General features: G+C 67.3%; 28 protein-coding genes. 4 read left to right on the forward strand and 24 right to left on the reverse strand.

The window, feature by feature from the left end; all coding sequences use genetic code 11:
• Window positions 1–3 precede the first annotated feature (3 nt).
• Window positions 4–654, reverse strand: a complete 651-nt coding sequence (locus HF989_RS03495; RefSeq protein WP_168683972.1) for a sulfite exporter TauE/SafE family protein — start codon at window positions 652–654, stop codon at window positions 4–6.
• An 87-nt stretch (window positions 655–741) separates the two neighbouring features.
• On the opposite strand from HF989_RS03495, the gene HF989_RS03500 reads away from it, so the two are divergent.
• Window positions 742–1,596: a poly(ethylene terephthalate) hydrolase family protein gene (locus tag HF989_RS03500; protein WP_168683974.1), complete on the forward strand. Its 855-nt coding sequence runs from the start codon at window positions 742–744 to the stop codon at window positions 1,594–1,596.
• A gap of 31 nt (window positions 1,597–1,627) precedes the next feature.
• Here the strand turns inward: HF989_RS03500 and HF989_RS03505 are convergent, their stop codons facing one another.
• The 4 genes from HF989_RS03505 to glmM all read right to left on the reverse strand — a co-directional run bounded on the left by HF989_RS03505 (window position 1,628) and on the right by glmM (window position 4,800).
• Window positions 1,628–1,906, reverse strand: coding sequence for a hypothetical protein (locus HF989_RS03505; protein WP_168683975.1), 279 nt, complete (start codon window positions 1,904–1,906; stop codon window positions 1,628–1,630).
• Between the two features lie 2 nt (window positions 1,907–1,908).
• Window positions 1,909–3,027, reverse strand: coding sequence for a hypothetical protein (locus HF989_RS10825; RefSeq protein ID WP_210729022.1), 1,119 nt, complete (start codon window positions 3,025–3,027; stop codon window positions 1,909–1,911).
• Complete coding sequence (locus tag HF989_RS03515; RefSeq protein WP_168683976.1) at window positions 3,027–3,350, reverse strand: hypothetical protein; 324 nt, start codon at window positions 3,348–3,350, stop codon at window positions 3,027–3,029. Before HF989_RS03515 ends, HF989_RS10825 begins: the two co-directional genes overlap by 1 nt.
• Before the next feature lie 106 nt (window positions 3,351–3,456).
• A complete protein-coding gene (gene glmM / locus HF989_RS03520; protein ID WP_168683977.1) occupies window positions 3,457–4,800 on the reverse strand; it encodes a phosphoglucosamine mutase in 1,344 nt (447 codons plus the stop codon).
• A gap of 152 nt (window positions 4,801–4,952) precedes the next feature.
• On the opposite strand from glmM, the gene HF989_RS03525 reads away from it, so the two are divergent.
• Complete coding sequence (locus HF989_RS03525) at window positions 4,953–6,044, forward strand: HNH endonuclease signature motif containing protein (RefSeq protein WP_168683978.1); 1,092 nt, start codon at window positions 4,953–4,955, stop codon at window positions 6,042–6,044.
• Window positions 6,045–6,075: 31 nt separating this feature from the next.
• On the opposite strand, the gene rpsI is transcribed toward HF989_RS03525, so the two are convergent.
• From rpsI to eccCb, 6 genes are all read right to left on the reverse strand, one after another.
• The gene (rpsI, locus tag HF989_RS03530) at window positions 6,076–6,621 is read right to left on the reverse strand and encodes a 30S ribosomal protein S9 (protein WP_038609754.1); all 546 of its coding nucleotides are present in this window, start codon (window positions 6,619–6,621) and stop codon (window positions 6,076–6,078) included.
• Window positions 6,621–7,064 carry a 50S ribosomal protein L13 gene (gene rplM, locus HF989_RS03535; RefSeq protein ID WP_038609751.1) on the reverse strand — a complete coding sequence of 148 codons (444 nt, stop codon included), beginning with the start codon at window positions 7,062–7,064 and terminating at the stop codon, window positions 6,621–6,623. The genes rpsI and rplM overlap by 1 nt, the downstream gene beginning before the upstream one ends.
• A 288-nt stretch (window positions 7,065–7,352) precedes the next feature.
• A complete protein-coding gene (locus tag HF989_RS03540; protein ID WP_168683979.1) occupies window positions 7,353–7,637 on the reverse strand; it encodes a WXG100 family type VII secretion target in 285 nt (94 codons plus the stop codon).
• A 9-nt stretch (window positions 7,638–7,646) separates the two neighbouring features.
• Window positions 7,647–7,958, reverse strand: coding sequence for a WXG100 family type VII secretion target (locus tag HF989_RS03545; RefSeq protein ID WP_168683980.1), 312 nt, complete (start codon window positions 7,956–7,958; stop codon window positions 7,647–7,649).
• Between the two features lie 102 nt (window positions 7,959–8,060).
• On the reverse strand, window positions 8,061–8,978 hold the full coding sequence (locus HF989_RS03550) for a type VII secretion-associated protein (RefSeq protein ID WP_168683982.1): 918 nt from the start codon (window positions 8,976–8,978) through the stop codon (window positions 8,061–8,063).
• Window positions 8,975–12,385, reverse strand: coding sequence for a type VII secretion protein EccCb (gene eccCb / locus HF989_RS03555; protein WP_168683984.1), 3,411 nt, complete (start codon window positions 12,383–12,385; stop codon window positions 8,975–8,977). The genes HF989_RS03550 and eccCb overlap by 4 nt, the downstream gene beginning before the upstream one ends.
• Window positions 12,386–12,512: 127 nt before the next feature.
• Between eccCb and eccD the strand changes: the two genes are divergently transcribed.
• Entirely contained in the window at window positions 12,513–13,817 is a 1,305-nt protein-coding gene (gene eccD / locus HF989_RS03560; RefSeq protein WP_168683986.1) for a type VII secretion integral membrane protein EccD, read from the forward strand.
• Between the two features lie 2 nt (window positions 13,818–13,819).
• Window positions 13,820–14,956 carry a S8 family serine peptidase gene (locus HF989_RS03565; protein ID WP_168683988.1) on the forward strand — a complete coding sequence of 379 codons (1,137 nt, stop codon included), beginning with the start codon at window positions 13,820–13,822 and terminating at the stop codon, window positions 14,954–14,956.
• On the opposite strand, the gene eccB is transcribed toward HF989_RS03565, so the two are convergent.
• The 13 genes from eccB to secY form a co-directional block, all read right to left on the reverse strand.
• Window positions 14,892–16,106, reverse strand: coding sequence for a type VII secretion protein EccB (gene eccB, locus HF989_RS03570; protein WP_168683990.1), 1,215 nt, complete (start codon window positions 16,104–16,106; stop codon window positions 14,892–14,894). The two genes, HF989_RS03565 and eccB, sit on opposite strands and share 65 nt — an antisense overlap.
• 37 nt (window positions 16,107–16,143) lie before the next feature.
• The gene (locus tag HF989_RS03575; protein WP_168683992.1) at window positions 16,144–18,234 is read right to left on the reverse strand and encodes a DUF6541 family protein; all 2,091 of its coding nucleotides are present in this window, start codon (window positions 18,232–18,234) and stop codon (window positions 16,144–16,146) included.
• Window positions 18,235–18,267: 33 nt separating this feature from the next.
• Window positions 18,268–19,098, reverse strand: a complete 831-nt coding sequence (gene truA, locus HF989_RS03580; protein WP_168683994.1) for a tRNA pseudouridine(38-40) synthase TruA — start codon at window positions 19,096–19,098, stop codon at window positions 18,268–18,270.
• A 101-nt stretch (window positions 19,099–19,199) separates the two neighbouring features.
• The gene (rplQ, locus tag HF989_RS03585; RefSeq protein ID WP_168683996.1) at window positions 19,200–19,706 is read right to left on the reverse strand and encodes a 50S ribosomal protein L17; all 507 of its coding nucleotides are present in this window, start codon (window positions 19,704–19,706) and stop codon (window positions 19,200–19,202) included.
• Window positions 19,707–19,752: 46 nt separating this feature from the next.
• The gene (locus HF989_RS03590; protein WP_168683998.1) at window positions 19,753–20,766 is read right to left on the reverse strand and encodes a DNA-directed RNA polymerase subunit alpha; all 1,014 of its coding nucleotides are present in this window, start codon (window positions 20,764–20,766) and stop codon (window positions 19,753–19,755) included.
• A 114-nt stretch (window positions 20,767–20,880) separates the two neighbouring features.
• The gene (rpsD, locus tag HF989_RS03595) at window positions 20,881–21,486 is read right to left on the reverse strand and encodes a 30S ribosomal protein S4 (RefSeq protein ID WP_168684000.1); all 606 of its coding nucleotides are present in this window, start codon (window positions 21,484–21,486) and stop codon (window positions 20,881–20,883) included.
• Between the two features lie 27 nt (window positions 21,487–21,513).
• Window positions 21,514–21,915: a 30S ribosomal protein S11 gene (rpsK, locus tag HF989_RS03600; RefSeq protein ID WP_038609718.1), complete on the reverse strand. Its 402-nt coding sequence runs from the start codon at window positions 21,913–21,915 to the stop codon at window positions 21,514–21,516.
• Window positions 21,916–21,918: 3 nt separating this feature from the next.
• A complete protein-coding gene (rpsM, locus tag HF989_RS03605) occupies window positions 21,919–22,287 on the reverse strand; it encodes a 30S ribosomal protein S13 (RefSeq protein ID WP_038613680.1) in 369 nt (122 codons plus the stop codon).
• 175 nt (window positions 22,288–22,462) lie between these two features.
• On the reverse strand, window positions 22,463–22,681 hold the full coding sequence (infA, locus tag HF989_RS03610; RefSeq protein ID WP_019193979.1) for a translation initiation factor IF-1: 219 nt from the start codon (window positions 22,679–22,681) through the stop codon (window positions 22,463–22,465).
• Window positions 22,682–22,844: 163 nt separating this feature from the next.
• Window positions 22,845–23,612, reverse strand: a complete 768-nt coding sequence (locus HF989_RS03615; protein ID WP_168684002.1) for a L,D-transpeptidase — start codon at window positions 23,610–23,612, stop codon at window positions 22,845–22,847.
• A gap of 51 nt (window positions 23,613–23,663) precedes the next feature.
• Window positions 23,664–24,455 carry a type I methionyl aminopeptidase gene (gene map / locus HF989_RS03620; protein WP_168684004.1) on the reverse strand — a complete coding sequence of 264 codons (792 nt, stop codon included), beginning with the start codon at window positions 24,453–24,455 and terminating at the stop codon, window positions 23,664–23,666.
• Between the two features lie 81 nt (window positions 24,456–24,536).
• On the reverse strand, window positions 24,537–25,082 hold the full coding sequence (locus HF989_RS03625) for an adenylate kinase (protein WP_168684006.1): 546 nt from the start codon (window positions 25,080–25,082) through the stop codon (window positions 24,537–24,539).
• On the reverse strand, window positions 25,082–26,410 hold the full coding sequence (secY, locus tag HF989_RS03630; protein ID WP_168684008.1) for a preprotein translocase subunit SecY: 1,329 nt from the start codon (window positions 26,408–26,410) through the stop codon (window positions 25,082–25,084). The genes HF989_RS03625 and secY overlap by 1 nt, the downstream gene beginning before the upstream one ends.
• Window positions 26,411–26,531 lie beyond the last annotated feature (121 nt).

Here is a 26,531-nt window from a genome sequence, read left to right on the forward strand (position 1 = left end):
CTATTACACCACGTGCGTCACGCCGAGCACGACCAGCAGGGCGGAGACCGCCCACGTCGCGGCAGCGGTGACCTGGCTGGGGTGGGCGCGTGCCCAGTCAAAGCCGCGCGCGGCGGCGCTGTCCGGCTTGGCGCGGACCCAGCCGACAGCGAACGCCGCCAGCGTGGGCAGCGACAGCGCGACCGTGGCATACAAGGGGATGGCGGCGTAACGCACCTGCGCGTCGATCCCGGCAGCAGACAGCAGCACCAAGCCGCCGTAAAACGGCACGGAGGTTGCGGACTGGATGAGACCAAGCACCACGCCGGTCAGCACCGTGGCAACGCCGGGTGTGTGCAGCGGGCGCATGATCTTCTGCGTCAGCGCGGAATTGTCGCCGCCGCGCACGGCCAACAGTGCGGTGAAAAGACCCGTGGCGATGAGCAGGATGCCAAAGACAGGGCCTTCGACGAAGCGCTGCACCACCGGGCCGAGCCCGTCGAAGATCACCAGCATCACCAGCGCCAGGCCCGCCACTCCGCACCAGTCGCCCGCGATGAGTAACGCGGTGGTCTTGGCGTAGTTGGCGCGAGCGGCGATGCCGACGGCGACGATGACACCGATAAGGAGCAGATTCACCGAATCGATGAACGCCAGCTGCAAAGCACCGAGCATCCGTCCTCCTGTCCTTGTTATCGTCCTGGCTATCCGGCAATGCCGGACTCACCCTAGCCCACGCCGGTTTGCAGTAAGATTGCCCGCGTGTCTGCGAAGCTGAAGAAACTCTCCGACCTGTCTAAGCGCGGCCCGCACCGCGTCATGGAAGGCGACCTGGGCTACACCGGGCTCCCCGGGAAGGTGTACGCACCCGCCGAAGGCAAGAACTTGCCGGGCGTGGCATTCGGCCACGACTGGCTGAAGGACATCGGCGCCTACGAGGACACGCTGCGCCACCTGGCCAGCTGGGGGATCGCCGTCGCCGCGCCCGATACCGAGACCGGCTTCGTGGCGGACCACCCTGGGCTGGCCGCCGACCTAGAGACGGCCATGCAGATCCTGGGCGGGGTCCGTATGGGCAACGGCAACATCTCCATCTCACCCAGCAAGCTGGGAATTGTCGGCCACGGCATGGGCGGCGGCGCGGCAGTGCTTGCCGCTGTGGACAACCCGAAGGTCAAGGCCGTCGCAGCCGTGTACCCGGCAAACGTGGCGCCGTCCGCAGTGGAAGCTGCGCGCAACGTGTTCATCCCCGGCATGGTGGTCGGCCCGGGCAAGGACGGCGACTCGCTGTTCGACCCCGGCAATCCCGCCAAGCTCGCCTACAACTGGGCAGGCGAGGTGGTGTACCGCGCGCCGAAGAAGGGCGACCAGCAGAGCTTCTCCGAGGACAACCTGGTCAAGCGCGTGCTGGGCCTGGGCAAGTCCGACCGCGGCCTCCAGTCGACGGTGCGCGGCCTGTTGGTGGGCTACCTGCTGCACCAGCTTGAAGGCGACAAGTCTTACGCCTCCTACTCGGATCCGGACGCCGAGGGCTCCGGTGTGGAGTCCTTCGCTGGCGAGAAGTTGGCCACGGCCGCTGGGCTGACTCGCGACAACGCCGGTTTCTCCCTGTTCTAGAGATCCCCGGCATTGCCGCCCCGCCGCCCGCTTAGGCGACGGGGTTTTCTCCGTTCGGCCCGATAGCGCGCAGCACGGCCTGGATCTGCTGCTTCTGCGCTTTTTGGGCCGCGCTGCGACGGGGACGCGGCATGCTGTAATCCCCGCGCGGCACCGTCACCGGCTGGCGCGGCATCGTCTCGCGCGCACGGGCGTGGTGCTTCGCGGTCATCTCCATCTTCTGCTGCGTCTCTTTCATCAGCGCCTCAAAGTCCGCCATGCGCTTGGCAGTGCGCCGCTGGTACTGAGCGACGAAGTCTTCGAAATCCATCCCTACCACTCCCCTGCTTTCTTCATTGCCCACGGTTCAGCTCCACCGCCGGCCCTTGTCTCGGCCACTGTCTCAGGCACTGTCTCGGCCACTGTCTCAGCGCCTTCCCCGCCCGTCTGTGCCGGCAGCGTGCCCAGGTTCTCCAGTTTCTTCGGCGGCGGCGCAGGTTCCTCCACTTGAGCGAGCTCCGGCGGCGGCGCGATCACCCCGTCATCCACCGGAGTTGGCGGTGGTGGCGGCGCGGGTTCCGGTTCTGGAGCTGGCTCAGGCTCCGGTTCTGGAGCTGGCTCAGGCTCCGGCTCCGGCGGTGGGCACTCCTGTTGCGTCGCGGTAATGCACTCCAGCGCACCCAGCGCGGCGGCGGCCCCGGCGGCGCCAAGAGTGCCGATGAAGGAACACGGCTCGATACGCAGCGTCGCCTCGAGCGTGAGCTCCACCCCGCCAGTCGCGCTAGCGCCTCCCCCGGTGGTGGAGGCGGGGCGCGTAGCGACGTCGCAGGGCGAGCTGCCTTCCGCCCCGAAGTCGACAACCGGGGCGGGACGGGCATCCGCGGCGGCCTCAGTTTTGGCAGCAACCTCACCCAGGCACTCCCGGATGACGCAGTTGCGGTCGCTCGCGGTCTCGCCGGCGCAGCGCAGCGCCTCGATCACCACGTCCACCGCCTGCTGCACTAGTTGGGTGATCCCGCAGTTCATCACGATGTCCAACATCCGCTTTGCCGGCGCGAGCAGTTCGCGCACGGCCGTTTCCGCTGTGGAGACGATTGTGGTGATCGCCTCGGCGCACCGTCCGATGCCTTCGCCAATCTCCCTGGAGCGGTTGAAGTGCTCGGTCTCACGGGTTTCGTCGTCGCGCTCCCGCTCGCGGATGCCTACCTCGTCGAACCAGGCGCTCTCGTCGCACGAACAGTTGCGCGCCGGTGTCTCCGGGCGCTCGCAGCCAGCGGCGAGACTCGCCCCGGCACTCAGGAACGCCTGCAGGTCCAGCCCTTCCGTCTGCTCGACCTGCTCCAGCAGTTCCCCGGCCAAGCCGTGGACCGTGGCACGTTGCCCTGCGTCGACGTCTGGTGCGACATCGACGGCGTCCACCAAGGACCGCACGTCGTCCTTCACCGCGGTCATCATGCGCCCGTCACCCCGTCGGTGACCCGCACGGCGTCGGCGGTGTCCTGGTCGGCAGCCACCGTGGCGTCGCTAAGCATGAGCACCTGCTGCCAGTTCTCCCCACGCGCCGCAAGGAACCGCACCGACGTCTCATGCAGCGCCTCAAGGGCCTCGACGACGCGCTGGCCCTCGGGCGCAAACCCCTCCCCGAACGCAGACGCGGCGATAGCGGGCCGCTGCCGCTGCAAATGCAGCGCGGCGTCACGGTATGCGTCGATCGCCGCGGAGTATCGCTCGCGCACCGCATCGATGTCGATGTCCAGTGCCCCAGCATGTGTCATATGCCCACCCCCGGAAGGCTCGCAGTTGAACTGTCTTACCCTTACTTAGACTCCCCCGAAGCCCCGGCGGTTCCCTGCCGGCGCAAAAATCTTCCCGCGTGCGAAACTACACGGCCGCGACAACCGCCGCGAGGCGGCCGGCGACCTTGCGGGCCTGCTCCTCCTCCGCCGCCTCCACCATCACGCGGAACAGCTCCTCGGTACCGGAGGGGCGAAGCAGCACGCGTCCGGAATCGCCCAGCTCAGCCTCCGCTTCCGCGATGGCGCCCTTGACGGAGGCGTCGTCCAAAATGCGCGCCTTGTTGGACACCGGGACGTTGATGAGCGTCTGCGGCAGCACCGTCATCACGCTGGCGAGCTCCGCGAGGCTCTTGCCGGTTTGCGCCATGCGCTCCATGAGCATGAGCCCGGAGAGCACCCCGTCGCCGGTGGTGGCCTGCCCAGGCACCACGATGTGGCCGGACTGCTCGCCGCCGAGCGAGAAGTCGCCGCGGCCTAACTCCTCGAGCACATAGCGGTCGCCCACCTTGGTCTCGCGCACCGCGATACCTTCGCGCTGCATGGCGAGCTTCAGGCCGAGGTTGCTCATCACCGTCGCGACCAGCGTGTTGTCCTTCAGGGAGTTGGACTCCTTCATCCCGGTGGCGAGGACGGCCATGATCTGGTCACCGTCGACGACATTGCCCTGCGCGTCCACCGCCAGGCAGCGGTCGGCGTCGCCGTCGTGCGCGAGACCCAGATCCGCGCCGTGCTCGACCACCGCCGCCTGGATCTGGTCCATGTGGGTTGAGCCGGAACCGTCGTTGATGTTGTAGGCGTTCGGTGTGTTGTGGATCGCGGTCACCTCAGCACCAGCCGCCGCATACGCCTTCGGCGCGATCTCAGAGGCTGCGCCATTCGCGCAGTCCACCACGACCTTGATGCCGCTCAGGCTCGTCCCCACCGCTTCTTTCAGGTGCGCGAGGTAGCGTTCTTGGGCGTCCGACGCTTCCTCGATCACGCGGCCGATCGCGGTGCCGGTGGGCCCCGTCTCCTCCAGCGCCGACATCGCGCGCTCAATCTCGTCCTCGACGGCGTCCGGCAGCTTCTTGCCGCCGGCAGCGAAGAACTTGATGCCGTTGTCCGGCATGGGGTTGTGCGACGCGGAGATCATCACACCGATGTCCGCCCCGTAATCATCCGTGAGAAACGCCAGGCCAGGCGTGGGAATGACACCGACGCGCAGCACGTCCACGCCCTTCGACGCCATACCGGCGGCCATCGCCGCAGCGAGCATCTCGCCGGAGACACGCGGATCGCGGCCGATCAGTGCAACCGGGCGGCGCCTCGCCGAGCCACGGTCCTTCGTCAGCACTGTCGCCGCGGCGGCGCCCAGCTTTAGGGCGAGCGATGCGGTGAGGGCCTCATTCGCCAAGCCACGGACACCGTCAGTTCCGAACAATCGAGTCATGTGGGCAATTATGCCTTTGCCTATCGACGCCCGTTCCGTCACCCAACATATAGCCTCTTTAACAGGCGTTTTGGCGGTTATCCACAGGGTCTCGAACGCGAATTCCACAGGGCGGATTTCTGCGGAGTTGCTTGTGCTTTAGCGTAGCTGGCATGAACCCGTTCGAGGCGTACATCGAGGCGCTGACCGCCACGTCCATAGAGACGCTGCGGCACTTCAACCTCGACGTCGCCCTCGCCGCCGGCATGGCACCACAGCGCGCCGGCGCATGGGCGGGCATGCAGGACATCTACTTCGGGGCGACAAGGTACACCCGCAAACAATCCCTCGCGGCGCAGAAAGCCCGCGGGTTCTCGCTCGACGAGCTCGCCCTGATCGAACGACGCATCAACGGCGTCAAGGACGCCGGCGAACGGTGGCGGCTGCGCCTGGCACTGCTCGACGTCACCGGCGGCTACCGCGCCATCGAACACGCCGCCCGCGAGCTAGTGCCCGCAGACACGACACCAACAAAGAAGCAGGTTGCCTTCTCCGCCCCGAAAAACGGACGGGCGCGCATCACCATCGACACCACTGACCGCAACGCCGCAGATTTAGAACACCGCCTCATGCAAGGGGTAGACCCCGCCAAACCCGCAGCCGAGCAGATGGAGGCCGCGTTTTGGCGCATCGTGCGCGGTGACACCGGCGGCGTCGCCGCTGCCGTGCCCCGGCCGATCGTGATCGTGCCCATCGACGACCACGCGCGCATCTTGGCCGGTAACGGCGACGACGTGATCCTGACGCTTACTGATGGCACCACCATGACCGGTGCCGAATACCTCGCCGCCGAATTCGGCGAGGCGTTCAAGGTCGCCGCCTTCCACCCAGAAGCCGGGGCGGTGAACCTGTACCGGGCGGACCGCTTCGCCAACCAGAAACAACGCGACCTCGCCTCCATGGTGTCCCCGGTGTGCGCGTTCCCGGGCTGCCGCCACGGGGCCTACGGCTGCGAGATGCACCACGTGCACCCCTGGAAACACGGCGGGGCGACCAACCTGGACAACCTCACGCCGCTGTGCAGGTATCACAACCGCGTCAACGACGACGACCCACGCACAACCAAACGCGGCCGCATCAAAATGAGCAGAGGCGCACCCTGGTGGGTATCCCCGCACGGGAACCGCGTGAAGAACACTGACCGCGGCGCCCTCGACCAACTCTTCGGCAACGCGCCCAGAAACGTGAAACGCCGCCGTCCGTAGCAACGGACGACGGCGAAAGGCACGCTCGCGATTAACGCTTGGAGTACTGCGGTGCGCGGCGGGCCTTGTGCAGACCTGCCTTCTTGCGCTCCACGGCACGAGCGTCACGGGTGAGCAGGCCTGCCTTCTTCAAGGTCGGGCGCTCAGCCGGGTTGTAGACGTTCAGCGCACGGGCGATAGCCAGGCGCAGAGCACCGGACTGGCCGGTCGGGCCGCCACCGGAGATGTTGGCCTTGATGTCGAACTGGCCCTCGCGCTCGAGCAGGGTCAGCGGGGTGAGGATGTCCTGCTGGTGCAGCTTGTTCGGGAAGTAGTCCTCGAACTCGCGGCCGTTGACGGTGATCTTGCCCTCGCCCTCAACGACGGTCACGCGAGCGATGGCGCGCTTACGGCGGCCAACGGTCTGGATCGGACCCTCGTGCAGCGGGGCGACCTCGACGGTCTCCTCGGTTTCGTCAACCTCGGGGGCGATTGCGTCGCCGATGGTGTAGTTGAACTCCTCGGTCGCGGCGGTCGCGGCGTCGACGTCGGTGCCCAGGCCCTCAGTAGTGTTGTCGAAGTTGTTCGGCTCGGTCATTACTGTGCCACCTGCTTAAACTCGTAGGTTTCCGGCTGCTGGCCAGCGTACGGGTGCTCGGCACCGACGAAGACGTGCAGCTTCTTGATGGACTGACGGGAAAGCTTGTTGTGCGGCATCATGCCCTTGACAGCTTCCTCGATCACCCGGTCCGGACGCTCGTCCAGTGCGCGGCCCAGAGTCATGGACTTCAGACCACCCGGGTAACCGGAGTGGCGGTAGCGCATCTCACGCTCGCGCTTGTTGGAGGAGATGTGGACCTTGTCGGCGTTGATCACGATGACGTGGTCGCCGGTGTCAACGTTCGGTGCGTACTGCGGCTTGTGCTTACCGCGCAGGATGTCTGCGACGGTGGAAGCAAGCTTGCCCAGCACCACGTCGGTCGCGTCGATGACGTACCACTTACGGGTGATGTCACCGCTCTTCGGGTGGTAAGTAGACATGCATGACTCCTTAAAGTCTGTCTAGATGGCTGCCGGCCAAACCTCGCCTGCCCCTTTGCGCTTTACGGCGGCCGGTGGAGACCCGAAAAGCGCATCCTGCGGGACACACAGGCCGTTAACCCTACGGCACCCGCTCCCGAAAACAAAAAAGCGCCGCCGCAGGTGATCCCCCATCACCTGCGGCGGCACGTCCCCCGTCCCCCGTTGTGTTGCGCCGCCGGCTGCGCGGCCGAGCCCGTCCCCCGATGAAAACGGCCCCTGCACCCCGCGGCGCTCGTCGTGTGGCGTTTAGCCCCAGCTGTTCGCAGCGGCGTTGTTGACGGCCAGCATGGTGGAGTTGCCGTCCTCAACGGTTTGCGCAATCTGGGTGAGGATCTGGTTGAGATCCTCCGCCGCCTGGTCCCACTTGGCCTGGTGTGCCTGGTAAGCCGCGGCTGCGGTGCCCTCCCAGGTCTGCACCATTGGCTGGAGCATCTGCTTGAGCTCTGCCAGGTCGCCGTTGATGCGCGACGCGGATGCCCGCATGTCGTCGGCGGCGCCCGCGATCTGGGCGAAGTCGTACTTGATCTGCATGGTTTCTCCTTAGAGTGTCAGGCCGCCGGCGAGCTGGCGGAGGCTGTCCGTGTTGGTGGCGTCGGTGGTCTCGTAGTGCTTTGCGTTGTCGCGGATGTTCACGGCGATCGCGCTCAGCGCCTCCGACAGCCGGCGCTGGGCGTCGTCGTAGCGCGCCATCAGGTCGTCGAAGCTGCGCTGGGCGTTGCCCACCCAGTAGCTGCGGGTGGCTTCGGCGACCTGCTGGATGCGGTCGATCTCGCGGTTGACGTCCGCGTTGGTGTCGTCGGTGCGGTCGGCAGCGGCGCGCATGACCTCGGCTTCGGTTGCGAACTGCTCCATAGTTTTTCCCCCTCGTGGTGTGTTGGGACGGACAACTCGGTGTGCTGTCCGTATATCTGACTGACGTGTGACCCGTTCGGTTCCATGGATGGCAAAACTTTTCTACGGCCCCACGTCAGCCCCCTGATACGCGGCGGATTCCATCGCCATGCGGCAGGTGGCGCGCTGCACCACAGTGGGTTCGAAGCGCGTGTGGCAGCCGACGAAGAGTTGCACCGCCCCATCCGGCCACGTGCGCCACAGCGCTTGCGAGCCATCAGCTGCGCGCTCGAGGTAGGTCACGGCCACTCCGTCGGTGTCCACCAGTTCCACCTCGGGGTCGGCTTCGATGTCGGCGAGCAGCTGCTCCGCCATCGTCTGCGCGGGCAGCTGGTAGAGGTGCTCCACGGCGATCTGCAGGCGGAAGTCGGGGTCGCCGCCGGTGGCGCGCCACATGCCTTCGTCTGCTTCGAGGCCGAACCCGGCGGGCAGCTGCACGCTCAAGCCGTCCTGTTCGAGGCGCACCGTGGGGCTTTCGCTTACCGACGTCTGTTCCGTCTCCCGCGCTTCCGGTTCCTCCTCCGGCGCCGGAGGAGGGGGCGTTTCGGATTCCGCCGTAGGAACAGGCGGCGGCGCAGGTTCTGCCGCTTCCCCGCGCGTGAGCAACCAGATCACGCCTGCGCACACGAGGGCCACCACGGCGACGACGGCGGCGACAATCCACACGCCCGAGCGTCCGTCGGGTTCGGCAGGGACCGCGCGGAAGGAGTCCGTCGGCGCGTCGTCATGCTTGCGCTCGGCAAGTGGCTCGAGGGTCTCTGTGGTGAGGTCGATGTCGTAGTCCGCAAGGGCGTGCGCGAGTTCGCGCAGGCGCTGCGGGTCCGCGGCGATGTGCACCTGCGCGCCCGCGGGATGAGGGCCGAGCGCGTTGCGCACGGTGGCGGCGATCTCTCGGCTGGTCGGCGCGTCGAAGCGGTGGACGTTGGTCGCGCCGGTGATCACGGTGGACGCGTCGGTGGCGGTGATGCGCAGGTCGGTCATGACGCCTCCGGCAGCTGGACGGTGCCGCGCGGCTCGCCGCGGACCCACGTGGCGCGGCCGGGTTGCTGGGGGCTCGGGCGCACGCCGAAGATGGCGCCTTCGTCGCGGGTGCCGTCCATGACCAGCACGTCCGGGTGCACGTCTTTCAGGCCGGTGAGGAAGGGGCCGAACAGGGCGCGTGAGATCCCGCCGAATTTGCGGGCGGCCACGACGTGCAGGCCGATGTCACGGGCGTGCGGGAGCAGTTCGACGAGGGGGCGCAACACTTCCTCGCCGACGAGCTCATAGTCGTCGATGATCAGGTAAAGCTCGGGGCCGTCCCACCAGGAGCGCTCGCGCAGCTGCTGCGGCGTCACCTCGGCCCCCGGCAGGCGCGACTGCAGCGTGACGGCAAGCGATTGCACCGCCTGGGCGATGGCGCTCGCAGACGCCGCGTAGGCAGCGACCATCTCCTCGCGGGCCCGGCCCAGGTGGGCGCGACGGGGGTCAAGCACCACCATCCTCGCCTGCTCGCGGCCCATGTGCTCCACCGCCGCGATGGTGCTGGCGATGAAGGTGGATTTGCCGCACCCGCCGGCGCCGATGGCCAGCACGTGGCCGGAGGCGTACACCGGTTCGAGGTTGGGTCCGCCGATGCCGAGGGGGATCCTTTGGCCGTCGAGAAGCGAGTGCGTATCGACGACCTCCGGTAGCACCCGCAACCGCGGCACCGGCTCCTGGTCAGTGTGGGCGGCGAGGTGGGCGATGTCCTCGCCGCTGGTGTAGACCAGCTGCACGACCTTGCCGTCCGGGGTCAGGCCGCGGCCGGGAATGGCGGGCAGCTTCTCCTGCTGTTTGCGGTCGATGAGCGAATCCATCGGCTCGGTGAGCCGCAGCTCTAGGCGCGTGCCGATAAGGTCGCGCACGTTGGGGCGGATCGCGCTCCACCGCTGCGTGGTCACCACGAGGTGGATGCCGGCGTCCGGGCCTTCGGAGGCGATGCGGGCAAGCGGTTCGCGCAGGTCGTCGTCGAGGGAGTGCCAGCCGTCGATGACCAGCATGACCGGGCGCGGGGCGTCGAGGAGCGAGGTGACCTCGTCAATCACCCTGCGCGTGCGCTCCGCGTCTTTCATGCTGGCCACGCCGGCGACGTGCGGAAGGGATTCGAGCTCCGCCAGCTCGCCGATGACGTAGACGGCCAGGCCTGCGCGCAGCTGGGTGGCCACAATCCCGCGCACCGCCATGGTCTTGCCGGTCTGCGGCCCGCCCGCGATGGCAACGTGCCCGCCCGCCAAGTTGAGGTCCAGGTGGAAGGGGGTCTGGCGCTGTTTGTACGGCTCGTCGATGAGACCGAGCGTGCCTGCCATCTGCGACAGCGGGATCCGCTCGGGCAGCGGCGGCAACCACACCTGGTGGGCGCGCATGCCGAGCTCGCTCGCCACGTCCGCCGCCTTGGCCACCACCGCATCCAGCAATGTGGTGGAGCGGTCCTCCTCCACATACGCGGTGGGAACGGGCTCGATCTCGTTGCCGGTAAACAGCCGGACGTGCTGGTCCGTGTGGTGCGCGATCACGGTGCGGGTCAGCGGGCCTGAGACGTAGGCGGCGCGGAAGCGAACCAGGTCCATCCCTGCCTTGAGGTAGCCAGAGCCAGGCTCCCCGGGGAGCTCGTAGGCGTCCGGCACCCCCAGAACCTGGCGGGACTCGCCGGCAGAAAACGTTTTCAAACCGATGCGGTAGGACAGGTGGGAATCCAGCCCGCGCAGCTTGCCCTCCTCGAGGCGCTGGGAGGCCAGCAGCAGGTGCACCCCAAGCGAGCGGCCGAGGCGCCCCACCGCCACGAACAGATCGGCGAAGTGCGGGTGCTGGGTGAGCAGCTCCGTGAACTCGTCGACGATGATGACCAGCGACGGCAGCACATGCCCCGCCCTGGTGTAGTCCGTGATGTTGGCGAAGTTGCCCGCCTTGCGTAACAGCTCTTGGCGGCGGTGCATCTCGCCGGAGATGGCATCGTACATGCGCTCCACCAGCACCGCCTCGTCTTCGAGGTTGGTGATCACCGCGGCGGTATGCGGCAGGGACTCGCAGCCGAGGAAGGTCGCACCGCCCTTGAAATCAACCAGCACGAAGTTCAGCTCCTCCGGCGAGTGCGTCACCGCCAGCGCCACCACCAGAGTCTTCAGCAGCTCCGACTTTCCGCTGCCGGTGGCGCCGATGCACAGTCCGTGCGGGCCCATGCCGCCGAGGGCCGCCTCCTTTAAGTCCAGGTACACCGGCTGCCCGTCGGGGTCCGCGCCAATGGGCACGGTGAGCTTGTTGCGCACCCCAGGCCACATCGTGCGGGCATCCAGCGCATCCACGTCCGGCACGCCGAGCATCGACATGAAGTCCCCGCCTGCCGCCGTCGCCCCTTCCGGGCGGCGGTAGAAGCCCAAATGCCTAGCGACGAACTCCGCTTCCGCATCCGTGAACGGGTCCGGCACGCCGAGAGTTTCCACGCCCTGCGCGGTGGCCGCCTCGAGCACGTCGGTGCAGATGATGTGGAACGCGTCCGGGTCCACGAAGCATTCCGGGTCGTCGTGGATCGTCACCACGCAGTCGGCGTCGGTTGGCGCGGGGGACCTTTGGTCGTCGAGAAGCGTAATGCGAAACGCGCCCTCGGAGCGAGAGTGTGGCAGCCACTTCGCCCACGTAAACGGCGCGTCGATATGCACCTGCTCCGGCCCGTAGAAAAACGCCAGCTGGCACACAATCGAGCGTGCCACCTCCCGCGCGGTCGGGCCCGCCAGCGTGATGGCGGCAAACGCGTCGAGCTGCACCAGCATGGGCATGCCGGGCACGGTGCTCACCGCCGCAACGGTGCGGCGCAGGCTGACCGCGCACACCGGGTCCAGGTCCTCTGGGCTGCCGGGGTCTTCCACGTCCACCGGCGTGCACAGCGCGCCCGCGCCGGTGCCGAGGCGCACGGTGGGGGCGCCGGCACGCTCCCACACGCGTTCCACCGGCACTGCGGCGACGAGTTCGCCCGGCGCGGGGTGCAACGTGGTGGCGTGCGCGCGCTGCTTGGCGGCGTTGGCGCGGGCGGTCTTCGCCAGCGCGTCGAGGTGGCGCAGGTAGACCCGGCGCGTTTCGTCGATGTCGCCCTGTTTCTCCTGCGGGGCGATCATGCCGGCGAGCCCGAACAGCATCATCAGCGGGAAGATGAGCATCATCGGGCTCACTGCGCGGCCGGACATGGCCATCAGCACCATCACCGCGCCCAGCGCGACCACCATCACCACCGGCAGCAGGATCTTTAGCAGCGGCTGCGCGTGCCGCTTCTGCGCGGCGGGCACGGGCTCCGCGCGCAGTGTGCCGCTGGGCGGCGGCGCGATGTCGGGCGCACCAACGGTTGGCGCGAGCACCTGGTCGTAGTCGAGGCCAAGCAAAAGAGTTCCCCCCTGGTGTTGTCGCCACGGTTCCCCCGAACTGTGGACGTGCTGGGGATTGTAAGCCATACTGTTTCCCGCTGCGCGGCGAATGGGGGCCGCGCCTGAATCTCGGGGGAGAATTCCGTTGGTTGCTACTTCGGCGCACCACGTTGTGCGTGTCACTGTCCGCGTGTCTGTCGTCGCGTTTCACCGCGATATCGACGTCACGCTGCCCACATCGTCCACGCTGGCAGAAGTGCTGCCGGAGCTCGCCCGCCTAGTTGAGCTGCCTGAGGTGCACCGCCCGTGGCAGGCCACCACCGCAGGCGGCGCGCCGCTGGACATGCACACGCCGCTATATGCGCTCAAGCTTCACGACGGCGCTTCCGTCGCCCTCCACCCCGAAGAGCCGACACCGCCGCCCGTGGTGCGCGACGCTGCCGATGCGCTCGCCGGCGCAGCGGAGGCGGCGCGACAGGTGCGTGGATTGGACGCGGCCGCCACGTTCGCCGGGCTGGCTGCGGCAGTGCTCGTGGCCCGGGCGTACCTGCCGTGGCACGCGGCGCTCGGCGCGGCAGCGCTGCTCGCATTGGTGGTCGCCTCTGCGGGTAGGTCGCGCCCGGCGTTTGCGGCGGTGCCGGTTCTTGCCAGTCTCGGCGCGGGATTGTGGGTAGCAGGCGCCGGCCAGGGCACCGAGAGTGTCGGGCTGGGCGCACTCGCGGCCGCGCTGAGCGCCGTGGTCGCGGTTGGCGTGGGCGCAGCGCTGCACCTGGCGGGGCACGCACTCGTGGCCTACATTGCCGCGACGTGCGCGCTCGTCGCCATCGGCGCGCTCGGTGTGTGGCTGCCTGGGCCGCTGGCTCCGCCGGCCTTGACGCTGCTGGCAGGGGTGCTCGCCGTGATGGCGACGCCAGGGGTGGCCACCCGCGCGGCGGGACTGACGGTCCCGCGCGTGCCCACCGCCGGCGAGGAGTTCGACCGCTCCGACGCGTACCAGGACGACGTCGATGCGCGAAGCACGACAGCCACCGCGATCGCCTCCGCGCTCTCCGCGGCCATCGCCACCTGCTGTGTTCCGGCCGTGCTCTGGGTGGGCCGTGCGGGCGGTGTCTGGGCGTGTGCGCTGTGCCTGGGTGTGGCGGGCGCGCTCGTGGTCTACGCCTCGCGCCACCACTGGGCCGGGCCGCGGCTGTGCCTGACGGCGGTGGCGCTCGCTGCGGTGGTGGCGGCCGCCGCGGCTGCCGCCCAGGTCGGCCACCCCGCGTGCATCGCGCTCGCGTGCCTGGCAGCGCTGACGGCCACGACGACCGTAATCTGGGCGCCGCGGGTGGCCGACCTGGAGCCGACCACCGTGGTGTGGTTCGAGCGCGCAGAGATCGCCGCCACCATCGCCGTCATTCCGCTGGCGGTGCACCTGACCGGGCTGTTCGACATGATCCGGGGGATCTAGCGATGCGCTGGCTGCCCGTCGCTGGCCTGCTCGCGCTGTCGCTCACCCCGTCACCCGCCTACGCCCAAGAGGTCGCGTGCGCGGTGCCCGCGCGCGTGGAGGCACCTGGGGCGGACGCGGATCTCACACGCCTGCGCCGCTTTGCCACGGGTGAGGGCGTGCGCGTCGCCGTCATCGACACCGGGGTGGCGCCGCACCCGGAAATAGCGCACCTGCGCCCGGGCCGGGACTTCGTGGCCGACGACGCCCTGCAGGACTGCGACAACCACGGCACCGCGGTCGCCGGCATCATTGCCGGACGCACGCTCGGCATCGCACCCGAGGCCGAGATCGTCTCCATCCGGCAAACCTCCGCGCACACCCGGGGCCAGGACACGGACGCCGGGAACCTGCAGACGCTCACGGACGCCATGCACAACGCGCTCGACGAGGGCGCGAGCGTGCTCAACATCTCCGTCGTGTCCTGCTTGGAGCCCGAATTCGCCGCGCGTATCGACGCCTCCGGCATCACCGCCGCCCTCGAGCGCGCCGAGGCGCAAGGCGCGGTGGTGGTGGCCGCCGCCGGCAACACCGGCCCCGACTGCGAACCCGGCTTCGACGTCTTCCCGGCCCGCTTCCCCACCGTGCTTGCCGTTGCTGCCCGTGCGGACGACCACAGGATCGCCGAATACTCCCTACCGGCGGAGCTTTCCGCGCCGGGGTTGGTGCCGGCCGCGCTCGCGCCGGGCGGGTGGGCCGAAGGCACCCTGGCGCAAGACGGCGTGCGCCCGTACGCCGGCACCAGCTTTGCCGCCCCGGTGGTCAGCGGCACCGCGGCGTTGTTGCAGTCGCGCTACCCCGGCATCAGCCCGGCGCATGTCCGCGCGCTGATCACCGCATCCGCCCAACCCGGCGGCGGGGCCGTCGACCCGCTGGGCGCGTTGACGCAACTCACGCCGCAAGAAGTGGCCGAGCGCCCGGCGCTGCAAGTGCAGGCAGTGGACCGCGAGGGCAACCCCGCCGTGTCGCGGCTCGCGCTGCTCACCGGCGGCGCGATGGCGCTCGTCGCGGCGGTGGTAGCGCTTCGCGCGGGCCTTAGTAGGTCGCCGTCAGCGCCGCGTCGCGAGTCAGTTCCGCGCCCTCCGGCAGCAGGGCGATAATTTCCCACGGCACCTGCTCCACGTGGTTCGCCCCGACCGTTTCCAACGCGGCCGCGTCGGGGGCGCCGTGCCGCAGACCGCTGGCGGAAACAACGTGGAAGCCGTGGCCCGAATCCACGCCGACGGAGCCGTCGCGCAGGCCCGCAAAGTGCGTGGCCACGGACGTCCCGGACAGCTCGATGCCTGCGGGCACCTCCTGCATAAATGCCCCGCCCCGGTCCTGATTCACGCAGACGCGGTCTGGCTCCACCCACGTGGGTCGCTCGCGCGGCAGTCGCAGCTCTTCCTCCGCGTCCGGGTACTGTGCTACATCCGCCCGGGCTGCGGCGGTGGCTTTCGCACCGGTGTCTAGCAGCATCTCGCGCTGGGTCGCCGTGATCGGCTGGATTCGGCCGTTGGCCAGGGCCCAGGATTGCGCGTCGGCGTCGACGACATCCGGCAGCGGGCTTGGAATCTCAGCCGGCGGCAGCTCCGCGAGCGCGCTGATGACCTGCGTCGGCGGGGCCCACCGCGGGGTGTCCGGGGTAATTCCCAGCGCGCGGCGCATGGCGCGGCCCTCCGGCGCGTCGGCGTCCGGCAGCAGTCGGCGCCCCTCCGCGGTGACCAGCCATTCGCGGGAGCCGTCGGCGGCCAACGCCGCGACATCGGCAGGCATGGGCTGCGGAGCCTCCCCTGCGATGACGGTGACGGTCTCCACACCACAGACGGACCAGCTGGCCGGCGCGGCATCCTCGGGCGCGAACATGCCTGGGGCCGCGACGATGCCCACCGGCACGCCACGCGGCAGTGCCGCGAGGTGCGCGTCGCCGATGCGGGCGGGCTCGGCGGCCGAGCCCGCGATGAGGCGCGCGGACGCCAGGTTGGTCACCGGGTGCGCCGCCTCGCCGACGCGCACGTACAGCGTCCCGTCGGCGGCGCGGACGATCGGCGCGTCGCCAGGGTCCGCGCCCGGCCGCATCCAGGCGAACAATCCCATCACGCCCGCGATCATCGCCACCGCGGCGGTGCCGAAAATGGTTGCGCGGCGCCGCGACGCCAGCGGGTCATGAATCATGCGGACATCGCCGAAGATCAGGCCGTGCTCCATACGACGGCGCATGAACTGGTGGCCCGACACTTGGGCACGCGTGGTTGGCAAAAGCTTCGCCATGATAATTCCCCTCCCCCGAGAACACCTGGCGGAAAGCCTACTGCGTTGCCCCCACCTCCGCGAGCGCAAACAGCTCGTCGGAGCCGTGCTCTTGGCCGTCCTCGACCATTGCTTCCAGCTCCTCCTCGCTGAACTGGCTGTTCACCGCGAACACCGCCGTGTCGCCCTTGCGGTAGACGGGGGTGACACCCTCGGAGACCCAGAAGTCGCGCAACATTTCGTACCGCGGGTATTGGTGGCCCCAGAATGGCTCGGGGCTGAGCAGGAAGAACTTGATGTCGAGGTTGTCCACCGCCTTGTCCACCGGGTTGCGCTCGCCCTCGCCGATGAAGTCGGCGTTCCAGTTCAGTATGTCGGTGTTCGAGCCGCGCCCGCCCCTGGGCCACAGGTAGTGGCGGTTGAGCGTGGGCACACCGTTGTAGGCGTACATCCAGGAGTACCCATCCGCCGTATCGCCCGCCGTCAGCCCCTCCCACGCCGCGGGCTGGGTGGCCAACCAGTCGAAGGCCTGGAGGTCGTCCGCGCTCACCATGCGGTCCGCGTCGCGGGGCGCGGAGTAGGCCGCTTCGGCTCCGCCTTCGCTCTGGTGCCGCATCATCGGGATGACGGCAGCGGCGACGACACCGGCGACAACGATGGAGGCAACGGCCGAGATCCGCTCCCCCTTCGCGTACCGCTTAGCGACGGGCGCTGCCGCCACCAACCGAATCCCCGCAGCAACCGCAATGGCGGCCCCAGCGGTCACCGCCATAGCCACCGGCATGATGAGGCGGTGGCCGGTGCTGTAGTGCAAGTTACCCACGTAGGCCAGCACGTGGCCCCAGGTGTTGTCGAACGGCTCGAGCGCATTCACGGTGACGGCCAAGGACACCGCATAAAACAGCGCGGGCCACACCTGCCTGCGCCACAGGAGGCACACCAGGGCGCCGGCGCCGGCCAGCCACAGCAGCACCGTCGGGTCGTAGTCCGGGAAGAACTGGATCACGTGGCGCGTTTCCATGCGAAACGCCGTACCCCACGCGCCGCCCGCACCGAGTTCCTCCTTGGGGCGCCACGACGCAACCTCCTCAGCCTGCGCCGTGCCCGCCAGTACCTGCGGCAAGAACATGGCCACGCCGGCGACTGCGGGCAGTGCGATCCAGAGGGTGTCTTGGAGCCGCGAGCGTTCCGGCGCGACCAGGGTGGACGTCAGCCAGTGCAGCGCCACCGCCAGTACCACGATGGTCACGGCAGACGGGTGGACGCACAGGATAGACACGAACGCCAATGCGACGGGCAGCGCGCTGGCCCGGCGCCGCGGCACGGTGATAAGCAACCACGTCACCGCCCCCGTCAGCGTGACAGCGAACAGGTAGGGCCACATGCCCACGTAGTCCGGGACCCACAGCAGCTGCGGAGCGGCATACCCCATCAGCGCGGCCAAGGCGGCGCCGATCTGTGCGGTCAACCCCACGGACCGCAAGAACGCGAACACCAGGCACGCGAGCGTGAGCGGCAGCGCCACCGCCGGCAGCACCGCGGCGGCGATGTTCAGGGCCGGAATGGGATCAAGCCCCGCCGCCTCGGCGAACAACGCGATGCCCGCGTGGAACGCCGAGGGGTAAAACAGGTCGATCCTGGATTCGACGTTTTGCAGCTCACCCATCCGCGTGGCGGACGCGACGCCCTCGTCCATGATGAAGCGGACCAGGTTCGCGTGCCACTGCACGTCCCATCCCTGCACGATGTTGTACGTGCCGTTGGGCAACCGCTCCAGCCAGCGCAACTTGTCGCCCGCCGCCATGTACGCGCTGCCGCCGATGCCCACTGCGGGGATCACCCAGTACAGGTCCGCGATGCTTCGCTTGCGCCCGCTAGCCTTGCTATCAAGGTGCGACCGTCGCCTCAGGGCGTAACGCCACGCCGCTGCTACAGCGAGCGCCGACACGACGCTGACACCGAACGTCCAGAGGTTGAAGGGTGCGCGAGTCAGGCCCCAGAACCACGACGACATGCCGATCAGCCCGAAGGTGACGGGAATCGCCGCCACCGCGGCAGCCGGGGCCTTCATCCCTGAAATCAACGACACCACAAACCCGGGAAGCGCGAAGAACACAACGGCGAACCATGCTGCTACGGCTGTTGTCACGGCACCTCCCTGTTCGGATTTAACCCAAGCATGCTACATCTCGCGGCGGGCTCTGGTCGCTTCGGCTCGCGCCGCCAAGTCCCGGTTTTCCGGGTAACGCACTCCCACCAACGTCAGGCCGCGGGCGGGAGCGAGCGGGACTTCGGCGGAGCGGGCGTCGAGAAGCAGAAGCTCCTCCGGCCACTGTGGCCCGCGCCGGCCCTCGCCCACCGTGAGGCAGGTAGCCACGAGCGCGCGCACCATGTTCCAACAGAACGCGTCGGCGGTGATGCGCGCCTCGTAGACCATGGGCTCCACCTCAGACCAGGTGAAACTGTGCACGTCCCGGATCGTGGTCGCGTGCGGTTTCGGGCGACAGAAGGCGGCGAAGTCGTGCAACCCCACCAGCGCGTCCGCGCATGCTTGCACCGCCTGCAGGTCCACCGGCTTCGGCCACACGGCGGTATCCCTGGCGCGGGAGGGCGCGGCGCCGGCGGGATGCGTGGTGACGCGGTAGACGTACGTGCGCGTGAGCGCGGAGAAGCGCGCGTCGAAGCCCTCCGGGGCCCGCGAGACGTCGAAAACGCGGACATCCTCGTCCAGCAACTTTGCTAAACGACGCACCAGGCGCCCCGGATCGCCCTCAATCGAGCGCTGGTCCAGCGACGCGGCCGGAATGTCCGCGTGGGCCACCTGCCCCGAAGCGTGTACGCCAGCGTCCGTGCGCCCAGCGACGGTGAGCTGCACCTCGGAGCGAAGGACCAGAGACAGGGCGTCCTCGATCGTCTGCTGGACGGTGCGCAGATCCCCCTTCTGCCGCGCCCAGCCGTGAAAATCGGTGCCGTCGTAGGCGATGTCGAGGCGCAGGCGCAGCGTGTCGTCCATGGTGAGGCATTCTATCCCCGCACCAGAAGCACAACGGCAAAGCGCCCGGTCGCACTGCCTGTGCAGTGCGGCCGGGCGCTGAGCCGGATGTGTAGCGGGCGCTACTTGTCCTCGGCAGGAGCCTCGGTGGCCTCGGTGACCTCAGTGGTCTCCTCGACCGGAGTGGTCTCCTCGGCAGCGGCCGGAGCCTCTGCCTCAGCCTGGCGGGAGGCAGCGGCGCGGGCTGCGCGGGTGGCCTCGGAGGACACGGTCTCCTCGAGCACCAGAGAGATCTGGGTCATCGGAGCGTTGTCGCCCGGGCGGTTCTCCAGCTTGATGGAGCGGGTGTAGCCGCCGTCGCGGTTGGCGAACTTCGGTGCGAGCTCATTGAACAGGTAGGTCACAACCGCCTTGTTCGGCAGCTCGGCGAGCACGGCGCGGCGGTCAGCCACGGTGCCCTTCTTCGCCTTGGTGATCAGCTTCTCAGCGTACGGACGCAGCTGGCGTGCCTTCGCGTCCGTCGTCTTGATTGCGCCGTGCTCGAACAGGGCCTGGGCCAGGTTGGACAGAATGTGCTTCTGGTGGCCGGCCGAGCCTCCGAGACGGGCGCCCTTCTTCGGGGTAGGCATTTTCGTACTCCTCGTGTGCGGTTAGTTGAGCGCGTGCTCTGTTGTGTTACTCGGTCTCGTCCGCGCTGGTGTCGACGTAGTCCCCGGTCTCGGCGTCGTAGCCTTCGATCTGGGTCGGGTCGAAATCTTCCGGAGCATCCTTCAGGGTCAGGCCCAAGCTTGCGAGCTTGATCTTGACCTCGTTGATGGACTTCTGGCCGAAGTTACGGATATCCAGCAGGTCGCTCTCGGTGCACTCTGCGAGCTCACCGACGGTGTGGATGTCCTGGCGCTTCAGGCAGTTGTAGGAGCGCACGGAGAAGTTCAACTCCTCAATCGGCGTGGAGTACGCGGCGATGTATTCGGTCTCCTGCGCCGACGGGCCAATCTCAATGCCCTCGGCCGCGGTGTTCAGCTCGCGCGCCAAGCCGAAGAGCTCCACCAGGGTGGACCCGGCAGACGCGAGGGCGTCACGTGCGGTCATGGAGTTCTTGGTCTCCACGTCGATGATGAGCTTGTCAAAGTCGGTGCGCTGCTCAACACGGGTCGCCTCAACCTTGTAGGCGACGCGGGTGACCGGAGAGTAAATCTGGTCGACCGGAATGCGGCCGGCCTCTCCGCCGGAGTTGGGCATGGCCGGGACGTAGCCGCGGCCGCGCTCGACGACGAGCTCCATCTCGAGGCGAGCCTGCTCGTTCAGCGACGCAATGTGCAGATCCGGGTTGTGGATCTCCACACCGGCCGGCGCCTCGATGTCGCCCGCGGTGACGTCGCCGGGGCCCTCAACGGCGAGCTGCATGACAACCGGCTCGTCCGAGTCGGAAGACAGCACCAAATCCTTGATGTTGAGGATGATCTCCGAGACGTTCTCCTTCACACCGTTGATCGTGGTGAACTCGTGGAGCACACCGTCGATCTTGATGGAGGTCACGGCTGCGCCCGGGATGGACGACAGCAGCGTGCGGCGAAGCGAGTTGCCCAGGGTGTAGCCGAAACCAGGCTCGAGCGGCTCGATGACGAACTTCGAGCGGTTGGTGTCGATGTACTCCTCGGTCAATTCAGGACGCTGAGAGATGAGCATGAACTTCTCCTTTGTCGGCTCCCGCTATTTGAAGCCGGTAGGAATGGATGTGCGGAAGATTCCGTGCCCGGTCGACGTCGTCCACCGGTGCGCGGGGTGAAGCAAACGGAAAGTTTACTTCGAGTAGAGCTCGACGATGAGCTGCTCCTGCAGCGGCACGTCGATCTGAGCGCGCCCGGGCAGCTGGTGCACGAGAATGCGCAGGGTGTCCGGAACGACCTGCAGCCACGCCGGAACAACGGCGTCGAGCAGGCTGTCCTGAGCCTCTTCGAACCACAGCATGCTGCGGGACTTGTCACGGACGTCGATGATGTCGTACTGCGTCACGGCGAAGGACGGAACGTCGATCTTCTTGCCGTTCACCGTGAAGTGGCCGTGGGAAACCAGCTGACGCGCCTGACGGCGGGTCTTGGCCAGGCCGGCGCGGTAGATGACGTTGTCCAGACGGGACTCCAGCAGGATCAGCAGGTTGTCGCCGGTCTTACCCTGACGACGGTTCGCCTCTTCGTAGTAGCGGCGGAACTGCTTCTCCATCACGCCGTAGGTGAAGCGAGCCTTCTGCTTCTCCTGCAGCTGGAGCAGGTACTCGGACTCCTTGATGCGGGCGCGGCCAGCCTGCCCCGGGGGGTAGGGGCGACGCTCGAAGGACATGTCGCCGCCGACGAGGTCGACGCGGAGGCGACGGGACTTACGGGTAGCAGGGCCGGTGTAACGAGCCATGTTTCTTTACCTCTTTTCCTTTCAGCCTTAAACGCGACGACGCTTCGGCGGACGGCAGCCGTTGAACGGCTGCGGCGTCACGTCGGAGATCGAGGACACCTCCAGGCCGGCAGCCTGGAGCGAACGGATTGCGGTCTCGCGGCCGGAGCCCGGACCCTTGACGAACACGTCAACCTTCTTCATGCCGTGATCCATCGCCTTGCGGGCGGCGTTCTCTGCAGCCATCTGCGCGGCGAACGGGGTGGACTTACGGGAGCCCTTGAAACCGACGTGACCGGAGGACGCCCAGGAAATCACGTTGCCCTGCGGGTCCGTGATGGACACGATGGTGTTGTTGAAGGTGGACTTGATGTACGCGTGGCCTGCGGCCACGTTCTTCTTGACGGTGCGGCGTCCGCGACGCGCACCGGAACGAGTCTGAGGAGCCATAGGTTACTTCTTCTTTCCTGCGATGGTCTTCTTCGGGCCCTTACGGGTGCGCGCGTTGGTCTTGGTGCGCTGTCCGCGAACGGGCAGGCCACGACGGTGGCGCATGCCCTGGTAGGAGCCGATTTCAATCTTGCGGCGGATGTCAGCCTGCACCTCGCGGCGCAGATCGCCCTCGACGGTGTAGGAGGACTCGATAGCGTCGCGCAGAGCGGCGAGCTGATCGTCGGAGAGATCATCCGTGCGCAGGTCCGGAGAAATACCCGTCTTCTCGAGCAGTTCCTTGGATCGGGTTGCACCGATGCCGTAAATGTAGGTCAGTGCGATCTCCATGCGCTTGTTGCGCGGGAGATCCACACCAGCTAGACGTGCCATGAGGTACGTGCCTTTCGGGTTGTTACGGTGGTTTTCTCCCCACCCGTCCACGCCAAACAGCACTTTGTCCGGGCCGTGCCGGAGAGTGGGCTGAGATCACGCGCGGCTCCGGCCACCGTGGCCAGAGGTGCACGACCCGCGTTCACGCGGGTCTGGGTGAGAAGGCTGAAATGCTTTACTTGTAGCGGTAGGTGATACGCCCGCGGTCCAGGTCGTAGGGGGAAAGCTCCACCACAACCCGGTCCTCCGGGAGAATGCGGATGTAGTGCTGGCGCATCTTGCCACTGATGTGGGCGAGAACCTCGTGCCCGTTGTCCAGTTCGACCCGGAACATCGCGTTCTTCAAGGGCTCGACAATGCGGCCCTCAACCTCGATTGCGCCTTCTTTCGCCATACACTCCACTTCCTACGCCGCCTGGAAAGTGCAGGCAGCAGACGTTTTTACCGGTACAGTTGGCGCACGCGCGTGATTGCGCAAACACCGGTGGACAACATTAGCCGTTTACCTGCGAAAACGCAAAAGGCCCCGGCGTGCGCTGGGGCTGCGACGTGGCTGTCTAGTACACGTAGACCTTGTCGCCGATTTGCAAGTCGTTGAAGTAACGCTGCGCGTCGCCGCGGTGCATACGGATGCAGCCGTGGGAGAGGATGTTGGGGTCGCCCTGGTGGAACGCGATGCCGTTGTATGTGAAGTAGGTGGCGTACGGCATCGGGGCGTTGCCGAACTCCCAGGAGATTTCGTCTTTGACCTTGCGGTTGACGTAGAACGTACCGCGCGGGGTTTCGTACCCGGGTCTACCGGGGCCGATCAGGCCCGCCTGGTAGTACATGCGTCCGTTGTTTTGCAGCCAGGACCGGCGGCCGTCAACGTCGACGCAGGCCTTTGCGTCTGCCGGGCACGGGCCGTAATCGAAGTTTCCGCGTGGGTTCGGCGCCGGAGCGGGCGCGGGCTTCGGAGCCGGCTTGGGCTTCGGGGTCTTCTCGGCGATCAAGCCGGGGAAGAACGCCTCGACGGTGTTGTCGATGACCGCCCTCGCCTGCGCGGGCAGGTCCGGGTGGATCGCCGCCAGGCCATTCGCCTGCTGGCGCAGGCTGTTGCGGATGTCCCACGCGGTATTGCGTGCGGTCTTATCTAGGTCGGCGAGCATGGCGTTCGCCTGCTGAGCGATCGCGTCCACACTCGGCGCGGCAACCGAGCTCTGGATCGGCGCTGCATCAGCCGGAGCCGGGGCCGCCAGCGACGCTACGACGCCGAGGCCGGCAACGAGGGTGGTTGCGCGCCGTTTCGGGGGCGACTGCTTGGAGTGGCGGGGGCGGTACGACATGCCCGGAGTATAACCCGCCTGCCAGGGCACCCACTGCGACGCGCCAGGTATTTACACGCGGGGCGTGAGGATCCGCGGGCCGTCCGCGGTGGCGGCGACGGTGTGTTCCCAGTGCGCGGCCGGCGCGCCGTCGACGGAGACGACGGTCCACTCGTCGCCGAGCACCTCAGTGTCCACTTCCCCACCCAGGATCAGCATCGGCTCGATCGCCAGTACCGAGCCTTCCTGAATCACCGGCCCCCGGCCGGGTTTGCCCTCGTTGGCCAGGTACGGGTCTTCGTGCATGGTGTGGCCGATGCCGTGCCCGCCGTAGCCATCGACAATGCCCAGCGCGACGCCGAACCGGTCCTCCGCCGCATACGTCGCTTGCTCGAGCGCATGGGAAACATCGGTGAGCTTGTTACCCGGAACCATGGCCTTGAGCCCCTCCGCCAGCACCCACTCCGTGGCGCGGTTGAGGGCATTCACATCGGCCGCTAGCTCGCCGATGCCGAACGACCACGCGCTGTCCCCCACCCAGCCGTCCAAGGTCGCGCCGCAGTCGATGGAGACCAGGTCGCCCTCTTTCAGAACAACGCTCGCGCTCGGAATCCCGTGCACCACCACCTCGTTCACCGAGGCGCAGATGGACCCGGTGAAGCCGTTGTAGCCGAGAAACGTGGGCACTGCCCCGTGGTCGCGAATGACCGTCTCCGCAACCTCGTCCAGCTGCTTGGTGGATACCCCAGGCGCGGCCACGGCGCGAACCTCTTGCAAGGCGATGCCGACGATCCGGCCCGCGGCCTCCATCGAGTCGAGCTCGGCGGGGGTCTTCGCAGCTATTTTGCGTTTTCTAAAAGCCATGAGGTGCTCTCCTTTGGTTCGTCGATAAGCGCAATGCGAAAGGCCGGTGCGCAATGACACCGGCCCTTCTGCTTCATTGAGCTACTTGCCCAGCGCCTCCAGAGCACGCTGGTTGATGTCGTCCACGTCGCCGACGGCGTCAATGGAGATGATCTGGCCGCCGTAGTGCTCGATCAACGGCGCCGTCTCGTCGCGGTACACGCCGAGGCGGGTGCGGATGGTCTCCTCGTTGTCGTCGGCACGGCCGCGGGCGAGCATGCGCTCGATCACCACGTCCTCGTCTACCACGAAGTTGAGGACGCCGTCGAGCTTCTCGCCGCGCTTGGCTAGAAGCTCGGTGAGGATCTCAGCCTGCTCGACCGTGCGCGGGAAACCGTCCAGCAAGAAGCCGTCCTTGGCGTCTTCCTGGTTGAGGCGGTCCTCCACCATGCGGGCGGTCACGTCGGTGGGCACGAGCTTGCCGGCGTCGATGTAGCTCTTGGCCTCAACACCGAGCTGGGTGCCCTCGCCGATGTTGGCGCGGAACAAGTCGCCCGTGGAGACGTGGGGGACGCCGAGCTTTTCGGAGAGAATTGCGGCTTGGGTGCCTTTGCCGGCACCGGGAGGGCCGAGGAGAACGAGACGCATTATCGCAGAAGTCCTTCGTAGTTAGATTGCAGGAGCTGGGATTCAATTTGCTTGACCGTGGTGAGGGCCACGGACACCATAATCAGGATCGCGGTACCGCCGAACGCGCTCATGCCCATTTGGCCGGATCCGGTGATGCCGGCGTCCATAGCCAGGTTCGGCAGCACGGCTATCAGCGCGAGGTAGATGGCGCCGACGAACAGCAGACGGTTCATGACAAACGCCAGGTACTCCGCCGTGGGGCGGCCCGGGCGGATGCCGGGGATGAAGCCGCCGAACTTCTTCATGTTCTCCGCTTGGTCCACCGGGTCGTACTGGATGGATACGTAGAAGTAGGAGAAGAAGATGATCAGCACCACGTAGGTCAGGATGTACTGCCACGAACCCGGGTTCTGCAGCCACGCCATGACGTGGTTCATCCACCAGTTATCCGGCGGGGTCGGGTTGTTCACGGTGATGATCTGGGTGATCAGCACGGGAACGTACATCAGGGAGGATGCGAAGATCACCGGGATCACGCCCGCCTGGTTTACCTTCAGCGGCAGGTAGGTGGAGGACCCGCCGTACTGGCGGCGGCCGACCATGCGCTTTGCGTACTGCACCGGGATGCGGCGCTGGCCCTGCTCGATGAAGACGATGCCAATGACCAGCACCACCAGCGCAAGAATGACGAGGGCGAGGGTCACCCCGCCAGAATTCTGCAGGATGAAGGCGCCTTCCGACGGGATCTGGGTGGCGATGCCCGCGAAGATGAGCAGCGACATGCCATTGCCCACGCCCTTCTCGGTGATGATCTCGCCGAGCCACATAATGAGCACGGCACCCGAGGTCATCACGATGATCATCATGAGCAGCGTCCACACGTTGCGGTCCTCAACCAGGACCGGCATGCCCTGGCCCAGCAGTTGCTCACGATCCGCCAGCGCCACGATGCCGGCCGACTGCAGCAGCGCCAGCGCGACGGTGAGGTAACGCGTGTACTGCGTCATCTTCGTCTGCCCGGACTGGCCCTCCTTCTTCAGCTCTTCGAACTTCGGGATGACCACGGTGAGCAGCTGCACGATGATGGAGGCCGTGATGTAGGGCATGATGCCGATGGCGAAGATGGACAGCTGCAGGAGTGCACCACCCGAGAACAGACCGATGATGGAGAACATCGTTGCCTGATCGCCGCGCGAGATCTCCTCCAGGCGGGAAGAGATCAGCGCGTAATCCACGCCCGGAGTAGGGATCTGGCAGCCGACGCGGTACAGAAACATCAGCGCAAGGGTGATCAGAATCTTCTTCCGAAGATCAGGGTCCTTGAACGCCTGAGCAATAGCGGACACATAGCCTCCTGGCCCCCGCCGTGCCATTAGCGGGAGGTAGCGGACATTCGACTGCTCGCGCCTGCTTCTTTGGGCATGCGAAACCGGCGGGGCCGTCTTTTGACCCCACTACCCTAACAGC

Source organism: Corynebacterium mucifaciens (assembly GCF_012396315.1).
Taxonomy (GTDB): domain Bacteria; phylum Actinomycetota; class Actinomycetes; order Mycobacteriales; family Mycobacteriaceae; genus Corynebacterium; species Corynebacterium mucifaciens.

What these genes read in the sequence shown, in the direction of transcription:
- HF989_RS03495 (WP_168683972.1), bottom strand. Translation starts at nt 654, where the DNA reads ATGCTCGGTGCTTTGCAGCTGGCGTTCATCGATTCGGTGAATCTGCTC.
- HF989_RS03505 (WP_168683975.1), bottom strand. Translation starts at nt 1,906, where the DNA reads ATGGATTTCGAAGACTTCGTCGCTCAGTACCAGCGGCGCACTGCCAAG.
- HF989_RS10825 (WP_210729022.1), bottom strand. Translation starts at nt 3,027, where the DNA reads ATGACCGCGGTGAAGGACGACGTGCGGTCCTTGGTGGACGCCGTCGAT.
- HF989_RS03515 (WP_168683976.1), bottom strand. Translation starts at nt 3,350, where the DNA reads ATGACACATGCTGGGGCACTGGACATCGACATCGATGCGGTGCGCGAG.
- glmM (WP_168683977.1), bottom strand. Translation starts at nt 4,800, where the DNA reads ATGACTCGATTGTTCGGAACTGACGGTGTCCGTGGCTTGGCGAATGAG.
- HF989_RS03525 (WP_168683978.1), top strand. Translation starts at nt 4,953, where the DNA reads ATGAACCCGTTCGAGGCGTACATCGAGGCGCTGACCGCCACGTCCATA.
- rpsI (WP_038609754.1), bottom strand. Translation starts at nt 6,621, where the DNA reads ATGACCGAGCCGAACAACTTCGACAACACTACTGAGGGCCTGGGCACC.
- rplM (WP_038609751.1), bottom strand. Translation starts at nt 7,064, where the DNA reads ATGTCTACTTACCACCCGAAGAGCGGTGACATCACCCGTAAGTGGTAC.
- HF989_RS03540 (WP_168683979.1), bottom strand. Translation starts at nt 7,637, where the DNA reads ATGCAGATCAAGTACGACTTCGCCCAGATCGCGGGCGCCGCCGACGAC.
- HF989_RS03545 (WP_168683980.1), bottom strand. Translation starts at nt 7,958, where the DNA reads ATGGAGCAGTTCGCAACCGAAGCCGAGGTCATGCGCGCCGCTGCCGAC.
- HF989_RS03550 (WP_168683982.1), bottom strand. Translation starts at nt 8,978, where the DNA reads ATGACCGACCTGCGCATCACCGCCACCGACGCGTCCACCGTGATCACC.
- HF989_RS03565 (WP_168683988.1), top strand. Translation starts at nt 13,820, where the DNA reads ATGCGCTGGCTGCCCGTCGCTGGCCTGCTCGCGCTGTCGCTCACCCCG.
- eccB (WP_168683990.1), bottom strand. Translation starts at nt 16,106, where the DNA reads ATGGCGAAGCTTTTGCCAACCACGCGTGCCCAAGTGTCGGGCCACCAG.
- truA (WP_168683994.1), bottom strand. Translation starts at nt 19,098, where the DNA reads ATGGACGACACGCTGCGCCTGCGCCTCGACATCGCCTACGACGGCACC.
- rplQ (WP_168683996.1), bottom strand. Translation starts at nt 19,706, where the DNA reads ATGCCTACCCCGAAGAAGGGCGCCCGTCTCGGAGGCTCGGCCGGCCAC.
- HF989_RS03590 (WP_168683998.1), bottom strand. Translation starts at nt 20,766, where the DNA reads ATGCTCATCTCTCAGCGTCCTGAATTGACCGAGGAGTACATCGACACC.
- rpsD (WP_168684000.1), bottom strand. Translation starts at nt 21,486, where the DNA reads ATGGCTCGTTACACCGGCCCTGCTACCCGTAAGTCCCGTCGCCTCCGC.
- rpsK (WP_038609718.1), bottom strand. Translation starts at nt 21,915, where the DNA reads ATGGCTCCTCAGACTCGTTCCGGTGCGCGTCGCGGACGCCGCACCGTC.
- rpsM (WP_038613680.1), bottom strand. Translation starts at nt 22,287, where the DNA reads ATGGCACGTCTAGCTGGTGTGGATCTCCCGCGCAACAAGCGCATGGAG.
- infA (WP_019193979.1), bottom strand. Translation starts at nt 22,681, where the DNA reads ATGGCGAAAGAAGGCGCAATCGAGGTTGAGGGCCGCATTGTCGAGCCC.
- HF989_RS03615 (WP_168684002.1), bottom strand. Translation starts at nt 23,612, where the DNA reads ATGTCGTACCGCCCCCGCCACTCCAAGCAGTCGCCCCCGAAACGGCGC.
- map (WP_168684004.1), bottom strand. Translation starts at nt 24,455, where the DNA reads ATGGCTTTTAGAAAACGCAAAATAGCTGCGAAGACCCCCGCCGAGCTC.
- HF989_RS03625 (WP_168684006.1), bottom strand. Translation starts at nt 25,082, where the DNA reads ATGCGTCTCGTTCTCCTCGGCCCTCCCGGTGCCGGCAAAGGCACCCAA.